12 protein-coding genes are annotated in these 12,870 nt (G+C 72.8%); 6 read left to right on the top strand and 6 right to left on the bottom strand.

Annotated elements, in window-relative coordinates:
- Positions 1–358: 358 nt before the first annotated feature.
- Both OG332_RS09290 and OG332_RS09285 read right to left on the bottom strand, forming a co-directional pair.
- Entirely contained in the window at positions 359–1,198 is an 840-nt protein-coding gene (locus OG332_RS09290) for a siderophore-interacting protein (RefSeq protein ID WP_327413001.1), read from the bottom strand.
- Positions 1,199–1,247: 49 nt separating this feature from the next.
- Entirely contained in the window at positions 1,248–2,153 is a 906-nt protein-coding gene (locus OG332_RS09285) for a 5'-3' exonuclease (RefSeq protein WP_327419153.1), read from the bottom strand.
- A gap of 265 nt (positions 2,154–2,418) precedes the next feature.
- On the opposite strand from OG332_RS09285, the gene OG332_RS09280 reads away from it, so the two are divergent.
- Together OG332_RS09280 and OG332_RS09275 are read left to right on the top strand one after the other, a co-directional pair.
- A complete protein-coding gene (locus OG332_RS09280; protein WP_327419152.1) occupies positions 2,419–2,967 on the top strand; it encodes a helix-turn-helix domain-containing protein in 549 nt (182 codons plus the stop codon).
- A 4-nt stretch (positions 2,968–2,971) separates the two neighbouring features.
- Positions 2,972–3,685: a helical backbone metal receptor gene (locus tag OG332_RS09275; RefSeq protein ID WP_327413000.1), complete on the top strand. Its 714-nt coding sequence runs from the start codon at positions 2,972–2,974 to the stop codon at positions 3,683–3,685.
- Here the strand turns inward: OG332_RS09275 and OG332_RS09270 are convergent.
- Positions 3,682–4,806, bottom strand: coding sequence for a TDT family transporter (locus OG332_RS09270; protein ID WP_327412999.1), 1,125 nt, complete (start codon positions 4,804–4,806; stop codon positions 3,682–3,684). The genes OG332_RS09275 and OG332_RS09270 overlap by 4 nt on opposite strands.
- A 70-nt stretch (positions 4,807–4,876) precedes the next feature.
- Here OG332_RS09270 and OG332_RS09265 point away from each other — a divergent pair, with 70 nt between their 5' ends.
- Positions 4,877–5,800: a LysR family transcriptional regulator gene (locus OG332_RS09265; protein WP_327412998.1), complete on the top strand. Its 924-nt coding sequence runs from the start codon at positions 4,877–4,879 to the stop codon at positions 5,798–5,800.
- A gap of 173 nt (positions 5,801–5,973) precedes the next feature.
- On the opposite strand, the gene OG332_RS09260 is transcribed toward OG332_RS09265, so the two are convergent.
- From OG332_RS09260 to OG332_RS09250, 3 genes are all read right to left on the bottom strand, one after another.
- Complete coding sequence (locus OG332_RS09260; protein ID WP_327412997.1) at positions 5,974–6,696, bottom strand: gamma-glutamyl-gamma-aminobutyrate hydrolase family protein; 723 nt, start codon at positions 6,694–6,696, stop codon at positions 5,974–5,976.
- 66 nt (positions 6,697–6,762) lie between these two features.
- Positions 6,763–8,244, bottom strand: a complete 1,482-nt coding sequence (gene eat, locus OG332_RS09255; RefSeq protein WP_327412996.1) for an ethanolamine permease — start codon at positions 8,242–8,244, stop codon at positions 6,763–6,765.
- A 138-nt stretch (positions 8,245–8,382) separates the two neighbouring features.
- Positions 8,383–9,129: a FadR/GntR family transcriptional regulator gene (locus tag OG332_RS09250; RefSeq protein WP_327412995.1), complete on the bottom strand. Its 747-nt coding sequence runs from the start codon at positions 9,127–9,129 to the stop codon at positions 8,383–8,385.
- Between the two features lie 77 nt (positions 9,130–9,206).
- Between OG332_RS09250 and OG332_RS09245 the strand changes: the two genes are divergently transcribed.
- Genes OG332_RS09245 through OG332_RS09235 form a run of 3 tightly spaced genes read left to right on the top strand, consistent with a single transcriptional unit; the run spans position 9,207 to position 12,790 of the window.
- Positions 9,207–10,571, top strand: a complete 1,365-nt coding sequence (locus tag OG332_RS09245) for a glutamine synthetase family protein (RefSeq protein ID WP_327412994.1) — start codon at positions 9,207–9,209, stop codon at positions 10,569–10,571.
- A 39-nt stretch (positions 10,572–10,610) separates the two neighbouring features.
- The gene (locus OG332_RS09240; protein WP_327412993.1) at positions 10,611–11,990 is read left to right on the top strand and encodes an aldehyde dehydrogenase family protein; all 1,380 of its coding nucleotides are present in this window, start codon (positions 10,611–10,613) and stop codon (positions 11,988–11,990) included.
- 5 nt (positions 11,991–11,995) lie between these two features.
- Complete coding sequence (locus OG332_RS09235; RefSeq protein WP_030706124.1) at positions 11,996–12,790, top strand: 3-oxoacyl-ACP reductase; 795 nt, start codon at positions 11,996–11,998, stop codon at positions 12,788–12,790.
- Positions 12,791–12,870: the final 80 nt, after the last annotated feature.

Here is a 12,870-nt window from a genome sequence, read left to right as displayed (position 1 = left end):
GGTCGAGGCGGGCGACGGCCTTGTCGACCGCGTCGTCCGTGATCTGGGGTTTCGGCGCGGGGGGGCGGGCTGGGCGCGGCCGTTGCCGCCGCGGCGGTGAGGAGGGCCGCGGCGGCGGCTGCCCCTAGTGCGCGGAGCGTACGCATGTCGCCATTGTCCTGCCGGACGGGTGGGGGCGCGCGGGCTGGCTCCCGCGGGTCGGCTCCCGCCGGGCGTGCGGGTGAGGGGCCGCAGGTGCGGCGCCGCTGCCGGGGCTCCGCCCCGGACCCCGCGCCTCAAACGCCGGCGAGGCTGAAGGATCGGGGCTCCGCCCCGGACCCCGCGCCTCAACGCCGGCGGGGCTGGAAGGTGCGGCCGGTTACGCCGCTGCGGCGTGGTCCTGTTCGGCTTCGATCGTGGCGTTCCAGTCGCGCTTGATCGCGCGCCAGCCCTCGTCCGTTTCGCCCAGGCGCCAGTAGCCCGAGATCGAGAGGCGTTCGCGGGGGATGCCGCGTTCCAGGCGGAGGTGGCGGCGGAGGTCCTTGACGAAGCCGGCTTCGCCGTGGACGAAGGCGTGGACGTCCGTGGAGGGGAACTCCAGGGAGGTGACCGCCTCCACCAGGGCCCCGCCGATCGGGCGGCCGGCGCGGTGCAGCCAGACCGGGACGACGCCGTCCGGGGTGGCGACCTTCAGCTCGTCCTCCGGGCCCTCGATCTCCACGAAGGCGTGGACCCGCGCGCCCGCCGGCATCCGCTCCATCGCCGCGGCGATCGCCGGCAGCGCGCTCTCGTCGCCGACCAGGAGGTGCCAGGCGGCCGTCGGGTCCGGGGCGTAGGCGCCGCCGGGGCCGAGGAAGTGCACGCGCTCGCCCGGCTGCACCCGCGCCGCCCAGGGGCCGGCCACGCCCTCGTCGCCGTGGACGACGAAGTCGAGGGTCAGCTCCAGGTGCGCCGGGTCCCAGCTCCGTACGGTGTACGCGCGCTGGCGCGGCCACTGCGCCCGCGGGAAGTGCGCGCGGATCTCCTCAAGGTCCCACGGCTCGGGATAGACGACGCCTGCCGGGGGAAACAGGATCTTGACGTAATGGTCGGTGTACTCGCCCGCGCCGAACTCGGCCAGGCCCTCACCGCCCAGCACGAGCCGCACCATGTGCGGCGAGAGCCGCTCGGTGCGTACGACGACGGCGGTGCCGACGGTGCGGGCGCGTCCTTCTGCCACGGTGTCTCCCCTGACTCCCCTGAAACTTAGCCTTACCTAAGTTAGCACCTCAGCGGAGCAGCGCACTGCTCAGGCGGGAGACTGCTCCACCGAGACCCCACCGATGGGCTAGAGCCTCGACCAGTTCGGGCTGCGCGGGGGCCGCCGGAAGGGCCGGATCGAACTGCGGCAGCGGCACGTCCGAAGCCACCTGGACCACCTTCGGGGCCACGGCCAGATACGGTCGGGACTCGTCCAGCCGCTTGCGCTGAGCGGGGGTCAGCTTCGACTTCGGGTCGTCGACCGCCGCGATGATCCCGGCCAGGCTGCCGTAGGCGTCGAGGAGCTTCGCCGCCGTCTTCTCGCCGATGCCGGGGACGCCCGGCAGGCCGTCGCTCGGGTCCCCGCGCAGCAGCGCCAGGTCCGCGTAGCCGGGGCCGTCGACCCCGTACTTCTCGCGCAGCCAGGCCTCGTCGGTGACCTGCAGGGTGCCGACGCCCTTGAGGGGGTACAGGACCCGGCGCTGCCGGGCGTCGTCCACCAGCTGGTAGAGGTCGCGGTCGCCCGTGACGATGTCCACCGGGCCACTAGCGCGGGCCGTCAGCGTACCGATCACGTCGTCCGCCTCGTATCCGGCGACGCCCACCCGGGCGATGCCGAAGGCGTCCAGCGCGGTCTCGATGATGGGGACCTGGGGGGCGAGGGTGTCCGGGGTCTCCTCGACGTCGGGTCCGCTCTCGGTCTCCTCGGCGACCCGGTGGGCCTTGTAGGAGGGGATCAGTTCCACCCGCCAGTGGGGCCGCCAGTCGGCGTCCATGCACGCCACCAGATCGTCCGGGCGGTGGTCCTGCACGAGCCGGCCGATGAAGTCGAGCAGCCCGCGCACGGCGTTGACCGGGGTGCCGTCGGGGGCCTTCACGGAGTCCGGCACACCGAAGTAGGCGCGGTAGTAGAGGGAGGCGGTGTCCAGGAGCATCAGGCGTCGTGTCGTCACGGAGACGATGATGCCGCAACGCCCCGGCACGGACCGTGAGCGGTCGGGTACGGGAAGGCCCGTGCACGCGAAACCGGGGGCGGTTGCTGCGTAAGGTGCTTACAGCACACTGATGTGCGACAGACATGGGGAGGGCAGCCCCGACATGAACGACAGGGACGGCACCGACGGTACGGACGGCCCGAGCGAGAAGCTGACCGACAGGGACGAGAAGAGCAAGGACAAGGACGGCAAGGAGCCGCTGCGGGTGGGAGTCGCCGTGCGCAAGCGGCGCCGCGCGCTGCACCTCACGCTGGCCGCCGTGTCGGCGCGCAGCGGCCTGTCGGTGCCCTTCCTCAGCCAGATAGAGAACGAGCGGGCCCGGCCCAGCATGCGGTCCCTGGAGCGGGTCGCGGACGCGCTGGAGACCACGGCCGTCGAACTGCTGGCCGCGTCCGACACCGCCCGCACCGTGGACCTCGTACGGGCCGGCGACGAGTCCGGGCTGGGCCCGGTCCGGGGCGTACGGCCCCTCGTGCGCGGGCACCACCAGCTGCACGCGCTGGAGTTCACCGGGGACCAGGACGCCGGCCGCGAGTACCAGCACCGCAACGACGAGCTGATGTACGTGGTCGAGGGCGCCTGCCAGGTGGAGGCGGAGGGGCGGGCGTACCGGCTGGAGAGCGGCGACGCGCTGTTCCTGTCGGGCGGCGTGCGCCACCGCTGGCGGGCCGTCACCGAGGACACCCGGATCCTGGTGGTCGCGGTGGGTGAGCACATCCACGCCACGTCCGAGCCGCCCTCGCCCGGGCACTGAGCCGGTGCGCGTCGTCTCGCTGGTGCCCTCGCTGACGGAGGCGGTGGCCGTGAGCGCCCCCGGCCTGCTGGCCGGGGTCACGGACTGGTGCACGCACCCCGCGGACCTCGGGGACGCGGTGCGGATCGGGGGGACGAAGAACCCCGACGTACGGAGGATCGCGGAGCTGCGCCCCGACCTGGTGATCGCCAACGAGGAGGAGAACCGGGCCCCGGACCTCGCGGCGCTGCGGGCGGCCGGGCTGGAGGTGCTGGTCACCGAGGTACGGGACCTCCCGCAGGCACTGCGGGAGCTGGACCGGGTGCTGGTGGGGGCGCTGGGGCTGACGAGGCCGGGGTGGCTGGCGGACGCGGAGCGTGCGTGGGCCCGGGTGGAGCCGGTCGGAGCGCTCACCGCTTTCGTGCCGATCTGGCGGCGGCCGTGGATGGTGCTGGGCCGGGACACCTTCGCGGGGGACCTGCTGGCACGGCTGGGCGTCCGCAACGTGTACGCCGGGCACCCGGAGCGGTATCCCCGGGTGCCGGTGGAGGAACTGGCGGCCAGTGGCTGCGATCTGGTGGTGCTCCCCGACGAGCCGTACCGCTTCACGGCCGAGGACGGCCCGGAGGCCTTCCCCGGCCTGCCGGCCGCCCTCGTCGACGGCCGGCACCTGACCTGGTACGGACCCTCGCTGGCCACGGCGCCGGCGGTACTGGCGCAGGCCCTGCGGAGGGCTTAGCGGGGGGCGGCGAGCAGGCGGCCGGTGAACAGGCCGCGCAGGGTGTGGACGGCGGTCAGCAGCCAGGCGGTCAGCAGGGCGAGGAACAGTGCGGTGGCGAGCCAGGCGAAGGCGGTCAGGCCCGTGTGGTGGGCCAGGCCCGCGGCGCCGGTGACGCAGGTGCCGACGGGGAAGGTGAGGGCCCACCAGGTCATGGCGAAGCCCATGCCGCCCCGGGCGGCGCGGACCAGCATGGCGGCGGCGAGGGCCAGCCACAGCAGCGCGAACCCCATCACGGGAACCCCGTAGACCACGGCGAAGGCGCCCAGCGCTCCGGCGTAGGGGGCGCCGATCGACTGGTGGGCGACGTCGGCGAGCTGGTTCACGGCGGTGGTGGACTGGCCGAGCGGGCCGAGGACCAGGAAGAGGGTGGGGGTCAGGGCCAGGGGCAGGGGCCCGCCCACGATCAGCCGGCCGAGGATCAGGGGGAGCATCAGCAGGGTGGCGAGCAGGCTGATGCCGAACATGGCGTAGCAGGCGAGCAGCAGGGCCTCGCGGGGCTGGCCGGCGGGCAGGTGGGGGACCAGCAGCGGGCCGAGGGCCGCGGAGACCATCGGGGCGACCAGGGGGAGCAGCCAGACGGGAGTGGCCTGGCGGGGCTCGACCTTGTGGCGCACCACCATCAGGTAGGGCACGGCCACGGCCATGACCAGGCCTATCGCGGTGCCGGCGGTGAAGAGGACGGCGTCCACGGCGACGGCCGCACCGGTCCCGATGAGGTCCTTGCCGACGATCAGGGTGCCGCCGCCGACGGCCAGCAGCGCCATCGACAGGCAGCCGTAGAAGGGGGCGACGGCGGGGTCGAGGAGGTGGGCGCGGGCCTGGTCGCGGTGGTGGATCCAGTGGCCGGCGCGTGCGGCGAGCAGGACGGCGAGGACGGCGGCGGACAGCGCCCAGACGAGCTGGCAGGCCACGCGCTGCCCGGGCAGCTGGTACGGGAGGGTCGCGCCGGCGTTGGTGATGATCGCCGTGCCCATGACGGACGCGTACCAGTTGGGGCCGAGGTGCCGGAGCGCGGGAGCCTTGTGGGCGGCGGGCAGCCGGGAAATCGTGGTGCGGGGTCGCACGAGGGTGGTGGCCATGGGTCCAGCCTCGCGCCGGGGCGGACGGGGCGGCAGAGGCCATCCCTCTATGAGGTCATAAACTGATGTTATGGCTAATGAGGAGTGGGTTCCGCTGGCGCACCGGGTGCCGGACCTGGGCGCGCTGGAACTGCTGCTCGCGGTCGCGCGGGTCGGCAGCCTGAGCGGCGCGGCCCGGCGGCTGGGCATCACCCAGCCCGCGGCGAGCAGCCGGATCCGGGCGATGGAGACACGGCTCGGCGTGGCCTTGGTGGACCGTTCGCCGCGCGGGTCGACGCTGACGGCCGAGGGTGCGCTGGTCACGGACTGGGCCCGGCGGGTGGTGGAGGCGGCGGAGGCCTTCGACGCGGGCGCGCAGGCCCTGCGGGGCCGACGGGACTCGCGGCTGCGGGTGGCGGCCAGCATGACGATCGCGGAGTACCTGCTGCCGGGGTGGCTGATCGCGCTGCGCGGGGAGCGTCCGGACACGGCGGTGTCGCTGCACGCCGGGAACTCGGCGGTCGTCGCCGAACGCGTCCTCGCGCACGAGGCCGACCTCGGCTTCGTGGAGGGCCTGACGGTGCCGGACGGGCTGGACTCGGCCGTGATCGCACAGGACCGGCTGGTGGTCGCGGTGGCGCCGGGGCACGCGTGGGCGCGGCGCACGCGGGGGGTCGAGGCGGCGGAACTGGCGGCGATGCCGCTGATCCTGCGCGAGCGGGGATCGGGCACGCGGCAGGTGCTGGACGCTGCGCTGGCCGGGTGCGGGGGGCTGGCGGCGCCGCTGCTGGAACTGGCCTCGACCACCGCGGTCAAGGCGGCGGCGCTGAGCGGTGCGGGGCCGTGCGTCCTGTCGGAGCTGGCGGTGGGGGACGAGCTGGCGTCGCGGCGGCTGGTGGAGGTGCCGGTGTCGGGGGCGGGGCTCGGCCGGGCCCTGCGGGCGGTGTGGCCGGCCGGCTCCCGCCCGGCCGGCCCGGCCCGCGACCTGCTGTCGCTGACCCGCCGCCTGTCCTAGCCGGGGGCCGCGCGGGGTGGCGGGGCTCAGCCCCAAGCGGCCGGCGGCGTCAGCCAGATCCAGCCCCTCCGGCGTTTGAGGAGCGGGGTCTGGGGCGGAGCCCCAGGTCTTTTCAGCCCCGCCGGCGATTGAGGCGTGGGGATGGGCTGCAGAGACCAGTGCCCGCGCAGCGGCTACGGGACCGGGACCGCCGCGCGGGCATGGGCGGCGCAGACCAGGGACTCCATCACCCGGGTGTCCTTGTCCCGTTCCGGGTGCCACTGGACGCCCAGGATCCACCGCTCCGGGTCGGGGACCTCGATCGCCTCCACCGTGCCGTCCAGCGCGTGGGCCGAGACGACCAGGCCGCGGCCCAGGCGGTCGACGGCCTGGTGGTGGTAGGTCGGGACCTGCGCCTCTTCCGGGACCAGCTCCGCGTACCGGGTGCCCGGGACCGGGCGGACCGGGTGCCAGGAGGTGCCGCCCGGTGCGTCGACGTGGCCGTCGATGTGCTGGATCAGGGTGCCGCCCAGGGCCACGTTCAGCGCCTGCATGCCCCGGCAGATGCCGAGTACGGGGACGTCGGACTCGAGTGCGGCGGCGATCAGGGCCAGTTCCCAGTGGTCGCGGACCGTCGCGGGGGCGCCCGTATGGGGGTCGCGTGCGGCGCCGTAGTGGACCGGGTCCACGTCCGGGCCGCCCGCGACCACCAGGCCGTCCACCCGGCTCAGCACCTCCGCCGCCGACCCGGGTTCGTCCGGCGGGAGCAGCACGGCCGCGCCGCCCGCCGCCTGGACGAGTTCGTGGTACCCGGTCGGTACGAGGGACGTCGGGAGGTCCCACACGCCGTAGCGGGTGGATTCCTCGACGTAGGTGGTGATGCCGATGAGCGGCCTGGGCACGTTCTCTACCTCCATCAAGGGCAAGGGCAAGGGCAAGGGCAAGGGCAAGGGCAAGGGCAAGGCAAGTGCAGCAACAGGGTGTCAGTCGCGGGTCAGTTCCGCCTCGGCTTCCGCCAGCGCCGCGAACTCCTCTTCGGGGGCCGAGGCCACGAGGTGGTGCCGACTGTAGAAGGCGAAGTAGGCGAGGGCGACGGCGTACACGGCCAGGGCGATGAATGCCGCGTCCTTGTCCACCAGGAAGGTGGCGACCAGGGCCGACAGGGCGAGCACGAAGGCCACCGAGGAGGTCAGGATTCCGCCGGGGGTGCGGTACGGGCGCTCCAGGTCCGGCTCCCGGCGGCGCAGCACGATGTGCGAGAGGGCCATCAGGGCGTAGGAGATGGTCGCGCCGAACACCGCGATGTTCAGCATGCGCGCGCCGTTCCCGGTGGCGGCGGCCAGGGCGAAGCCGATCGCGCCGGGGATGACGAGACCCAGGTACGGGGCCTTGCGCTTCGAGGTGAGCGAGAGGAAGCGGGGCAGATAGCCGGCCCGGGAGAGGGCGAAGAGCTGGCGCGAGCCCGCGTAGATGAGGGAGAAGAAGGAGGCGACGAGGCCGGCCAGGCCCGCGTAGTTCACGAAGCGGCTGAGCGCGGTCGGGCCGCCGTCCCCCTCCAGGGCGACGACCAGCGGGTTGCCGGCCGCCTTGACGGCGTCGGCTCCCTGGGCGCCGGTCGCGGCGAAGAAGGTGATCAGCGCCAGCAGGGCGAGGATGCCCATGGAGATGGAGAGGGCCTTCGGCATGGAGCGGACCGGGTCCTTCGCCTCCTCGGCCGCCAGCGGTACGCCTTCCACGCCGAGGAAGAACCACATGCCGAAGGGGAACGCGGCCCAGATGCCGAGGACGCCCAGCGGCAGCCAGGAGTTCGAGCCGAAGGCCTCCGAGTCGACGGGGATGTCGTTGAGGCCGTCGGCGCTGAACTCGGTGAAGGCGCCCACCGCGAAGATGAGCAGCGCGGCGACGGCGATCGCGGTCACGACGAGGCTGAAGCGGAGGGCTTCGCCCACGCCCCAGAGGTGGACGCCGATGAAGATCACGAAGCAGCCGAGGTAGACCGGCCAGCTGGAGGTCAGGCCGAAGAGGCCGAGGGATTCGACGTAGTCGCCGATGAAGATGACGATCGCGGCCGGGGCCAGGATGTACTCGATGAGGATGGCGGTGCCGGTGAGGAAGCCGCCCCAGGGGCCCAGCGCGCGGCGGGCGAAGCCGTAGCCGCCGCCTGCCGTCGGCAGGATGGTGGACAGCTCCGCGAGGGAGAAGACCAGGCAGGCGTACATCGCGCCCATGAGGACGGTGGCGATGGCGAGCCCGCCGAAGCCGCCCTTGTCGAGGCCGACGTTCCAGCCGGAGAAGTCGCCGGAGACGACGTAGGCGACGCCGAGACCGGTCAGCAGCAGCCAGCCGGCGCTGCCCCGGCGCAGTGTGCGGCGCTCCAGGTAATCGTCCGTGCCTGCGTCGCCGCCCTCGGGGGACTTGGTGGGTGCGGGTACGGCTGTCAGCCGTGCCTCGATGTCGTCGGCCATCGTGCGCTCCTGCCTCAGGGCAATGGTTGTGGGGCGTACCTTTGCTCTAGAGGAGTGGAGAGCGCAAGACCTCTGCGTTAAACAGAAGTTACGAAAACCTCCCGGCCCTCCTCCCGGCCCCCCCCGTTCCGGTTCCGCTCAGGCCAGGAAGCCCCGCAGCAGCGCCGCCGTGCCGCAGCAGTGCTCGCGCATGGTCGCGCGCGCCCCGGGCGCGTCCCCTGCCAGTACCGACTCCACCAGCGCGGTGTGCTGCTGCTGCGAGTGCTCCAGGTTGCGCACGAGCAGCGGGATGCAGTCCAGCAGGTCGTTGACGGTGGCGCGGACGGCCGCGTACTGGGCCGTGAGGGTGGCGGATCCGGCGAGCTCGCACAGCGTCAGGTGGAAGAGCGTGTCCTGGCGGCGGTAGGCGGCGAGCGGGGCGTCGTGCGTGGCCCCCAGCGCGGCCAGCAGCCGTTCGGTCCCCTCCTCGGTCAGCCCCTGGGAGGCGCACAGTCCGGCCGCCCCCACCTCCAGCACCTCGCGGAAGCGCAGCGCGTCCTCGATGTCCACCCCCGCGACGCGCCGGCGCAGCTCCTCCTCGGAGCCGCCCGCCGGGGTGTCGGGGCGGGGCAGCACGAACGTTCCGCCGTAGCGCCCGCGCCGGGCCTCCACCAGGCCCTGGTCCTGCAGGACCTTCAGCACCTCGCGCAGGGTGACCCGGCTGATCCCCATGCGCTCGGCCAGCTCGCGCTCGGGCGGAAGCCGTTCGCCGCCCGGCACCAGACCCAGCCGGACCACCTGGAGGATCTGCTCCAGCGCCTCCTCGAAGCCGTTGCCCGCCCGCACCTGCCGCAGCACGGGATTCAGCCGCGCGATCGCGTCGCCTTCACTCGCCGTATCGGTCATCTCGGCTCCTCCCCTTCCCAAGCAATGGTTCTATTCAATACCTTAGGCGCACTCGGCTCACCGAAGGAGAGATTCCCGTGGTAGACCGCACGCCGCCGCTCGCGCCCGAGGAGCTCCGCTCCCTCGTCGCCAGCGGCGAGATCGACACAGTGGTCCTGGCCTTCCCCGACATGCAGGGGCGGCTCCAGGGCAAGCGGTTCGCCGCACAGTTCTTCCTGGACGAGGTCCTCGAGCACGGCACCGAGGGCTGCAACTACCTTCTCGCCGTCGACACCGACATGAACACCGTCGACGGGTACGAGATGTCCTCCTGGGACCGGGGCTACGGCGACTTCGCCATGCACCCCGATCTCGCCACCCTGCGCCGCATCCCCTGGAACCCCGGCAGCGCCTTCCTCCTCGCCGACCTCGCCTGGAACGACGGCTCGCCCGTCGTCGCCGCGCCCCGGCAGATCCTGCGCCGCCAGCTGGAGCGCCTCGCCGAGCACGGATACACCGCGATGGTCGGCACCGAGCTGGAGTTCATGGTCTTCCAGGACACCTACGAGCAGGCCTGGAACGCCAACTACCGCGGACTGACCCCCGCCAACCAGTACAACATCGACTACTCCGTCCTCGGGACCGGCCGCATCGAACCCCTGCTGCGCCGCATCCGCAACGAGATGCAGGCCGCGGGCCTGATCGTCGAGTCGGCCAAGGGGGAGTGCAACCTCGGCCAGCACGAGATCGCCTTCCGCTACGACGAGGCGCTGACCACCTGCGACCAGCACTCCGTCTACAAGACCGGGGCGAAGGAGATCGCGGCCCAGGAAGGCGTCTCGCTCACCTTCATGGCGAAGTTCGACGAGCGCGAGGGCAACTCCTGTCACATCCACCTCTCGCTCGCTGACGCCGACGGACGCAACGCGATGGCCGGGGACGGACCGGGCGGAATGTCACCGGTGATGCGGCACTTCCTGGCCGGCCAGCTGGCCGCGCTGCGCGACTTCTCCCTTCTCTACGCCCCCAACATCAATTCGTACAAGCGTTTCCGGCCGGGATCCTTCGCGCCGACCGCCGTCGCCTGGGGCGTGGACAACCGGACCTGCGCGCTCCGAGTCGTCGGCCACGGCCGCTCCATGCGCTTCGAGAACCGCCTCCCCGGCGGCGACGTCAACCCGTACCTCGCCGTCTCCGGCCTGGTCGCGGCCGGGCTCTACGGCATCGAGAACCGGCTGGAGCTGCCCGAGGCGTGCGGCGGCAACGCCTACACCGCCGACTACGCGCACGTGCCCGCCACCCTGCGCGAGGCCGCGGAGCTCTGGGAGAACAGCGAGATCGCCAAGGCGGCCTTCGGCCCCGAAGTGGTCGCCCACTACCGGAACATGGCCCGCGTGGAACTCGACGCGTACGACTCCGCGGTGACCGACTGGGAGCTGCGCCGCTCCTTCGAACGCCTGTAACCCGCCCCGCCGAACCACCGAAAGTCTGTGAGGCAACACGTGTCCGATGAGCTGGCCCCACTCAACCTGCGAGTGCTGAATCCGGCCACCGAGGAAACCGTCGCCATCGTCCCGGCCGCCACACGGGACGATGTCGACGCCGCCGTCGCCCGGGCCGCAACGGCCCAGCGCGCCTGGGCGGCCGCCGCCCCCGCCGACCGGGCCCGGCTGCTGCGCCGCTTCGCCGCGGTCGTCGACGGCCACATCGAGGAACTGGCCCGGATGGAGGTCCGCGAAGCCGGCCACACCATCGGCAACGCCCGCTGGGAAGCCGGCAACGTACGCGACCTCCTCGACTTCGCCGCCGGGGGAGTGGAGCGGCTCTCCGGCCGCCAGATCCCCGTCGCCGGCGGCATCGACGTCACCTTCCTCGAACCCCTCGGCGTCATCGGCGTGATCGCCCCCTGGAACTTCCCCATGCCGATCGCCGCCTGGGGCCTGGCCCCGGCCCTCGCCGCCGGTAACGCCGTCATCCTCAAGCCCGCCGAGACCACCCCGCTGACCGCGCTGCGCCTGGCCGAACTCGCCCTCGAAGCCGGGATCCCCGAGCACCTCTTCCAGGTGCTCCCCGGCCACGGGGCGGTCGCGGGAGACGCGCTCGTCGAACACCCCGGCGTCGCCAAGATCGTCTTCACCGGCTCCACCCGCGTCGGCAAGCAGATCATGGCCAAGTGCGCCGACCGGGTGAAGCGCGTCACCCTCGAACTCGGCGGCAAGAGCCCCAACATCGTCTTCGCCGACGCGGACCTGGAGGCCGCCGCGGCCGCCGCGCCGATGTCCTTCCTCGACAACACCGGACAGGACTGCTGCGCCCGCACCCGGATCCTCGTACAGCGCTCCGTCTACGACCGCTTCCTGGAGCTCGTCGCCCCCGGCATCGCCGCGGTGGCGGTCGGCGACCCGCTCGACGAGAAGACGCAGATGGGCCCGCTGATCTCGCGGACCCAGCTGGACCGCGTACGGTCCTTCGTCACCGCCGACCTCACCGCGATCCGCGGCACCGCCCCCGAGGGCCCCGGCTTCTGGTACCCGCCGACCCTGGTCACGGACGTTGCCCCCACGGCGCCCGTGGCCGCCGAGGAGGTCTTCGGACCGGTCGCCGTCGTCCTGCCCTTCGAGGACGAGGAGGATGCCGTACGCCTGGCCAACGCGACCGAGTACGGGCTCTCCGGCTCCCTCTGGACCCGCGACATCGGCCGTGCCCTGCGCGTCTCGCGCGCCGTCGCCGCGGGGAACCTGTCCGTCAACTCCCACAGCAGCGTCCGCTACTGGACCCCCTTCGGCGGCTACAAGCAGTCCGGCCTCGGCCGCGAGCTCGGACCCGACGCACTCACCGCTTTCACCGAGACCAAGAACGTCTTCATCAGCACGGAGGCCTGAAGAACATGACCAGCCAGACCCCAGAAGAGATCGTCTGCCGCCGCCTGGTCGGCCGTACCGCCGTCATCACCGGAGCCGGCAGCGGCATCGGCCTCGCCACCGCCCGCCGCCTCGCGTCCGAGGGCGCCGACATCGTCTGCGGCGACATCGACGAGACGGCCGGCAAGGCCGCCGCCGAGGAGGTCGGCGGGACCTACGTGAAGGTCGACGTCACCGACAAGGAGCAGGTCGACGCCCTGTTCAAGACGGCCTTCGACACCTACGGCTCCGTCGACATCGCCTTCAACAACGCGGGCATCTCGCCGCCGGACGACGACTCCATCCTCACCACCGAGCTCGACGCCTGGCGGCGCGTCCAGGACGTCAACCTCACCTCCGTCTACCTGTGCTGCAAGGCCGCCCTGCCCTACATGCAGCGCCAGGGCCGCGGCTCCATCATCAACACGGCCTCCTTCGTGGCGATCATGGGCGCCGCGACCTCCCAGATCTCCTACACCGCCTCCAAGGGCGGCGTCCTGGCCATGTCCCGCGAGCTCGGCGTGCAGTTCGCCCGCGAGGGCATCCGCGTCAACGCCCTGTGCCCGGGGCCGGTCAACACCCCGCTGCTCCAGGAGCTGTTCGCGAAGGACCCCGAGCGCGCCGCCCGCCGCCTCGTGCACATCCCGCTGGGCCGCTTCGCCGAGCCCACCGAGATCGCCGCCGCCGTCGCCTTCCTCGCCAGCGACGACTCCTCCTTCATCAACGCCACCGACTTCCTCGTCGACGGCGGCATCTCCGGCGCGTACGTCACCCCGCTGTAGAGCACCCGGCAGCAGACCACCCCGCCGTAGACCATCCCCGTTCCGAGCCGGCCGGGCGCCGCGAGGCGCCCGGCCGTTCC

The sequence above is a fragment of the Streptomyces sp. NBC_01233 genome (genome assembly GCF_035989305.1).
Taxonomy (GTDB): Bacteria; Actinomycetota; Actinomycetes; order Streptomycetales; family Streptomycetaceae; genus Streptomyces.
This window is presented reverse-complemented; position numbering and strand designations above follow the sequence as displayed.

What these genes read in the sequence shown, in the direction of transcription:
- OG332_RS09260 (WP_327412997.1), bottom strand. Translation starts at nt 6,696, where the DNA reads ATGGAGGTAGAGAACGTGCCCAGGCCGCTCATCGGCATCACCACCTAC.
- eat (WP_327412996.1), bottom strand. Translation starts at nt 8,244, where the DNA reads ATGGCCGACGACATCGAGGCACGGCTGACAGCCGTACCCGCACCCACC.
- OG332_RS09265 (WP_327412998.1), top strand. Translation starts at nt 4,877, where the DNA reads ATGGCTAATGAGGAGTGGGTTCCGCTGGCGCACCGGGTGCCGGACCTG.
- OG332_RS09250 (WP_327412995.1), bottom strand. Translation starts at nt 9,129, where the DNA reads ATGACCGATACGGCGAGTGAAGGCGACGCGATCGCGCGGCTGAATCCC.
- OG332_RS09235 (WP_030706124.1), top strand. Translation starts at nt 11,996, where the DNA reads ATGACCAGCCAGACCCCAGAAGAGATCGTCTGCCGCCGCCTGGTCGGC.
- OG332_RS09270 (WP_327412999.1), bottom strand. Translation starts at nt 4,806, where the DNA reads ATGGCCACCACCCTCGTGCGACCCCGCACCACGATTTCCCGGCTGCCC.
- OG332_RS09285 (WP_327419153.1), bottom strand. Translation starts at nt 2,153, where the DNA reads ATGCTCCTGGACACCGCCTCCCTCTACTACCGCGCCTACTTCGGTGTG.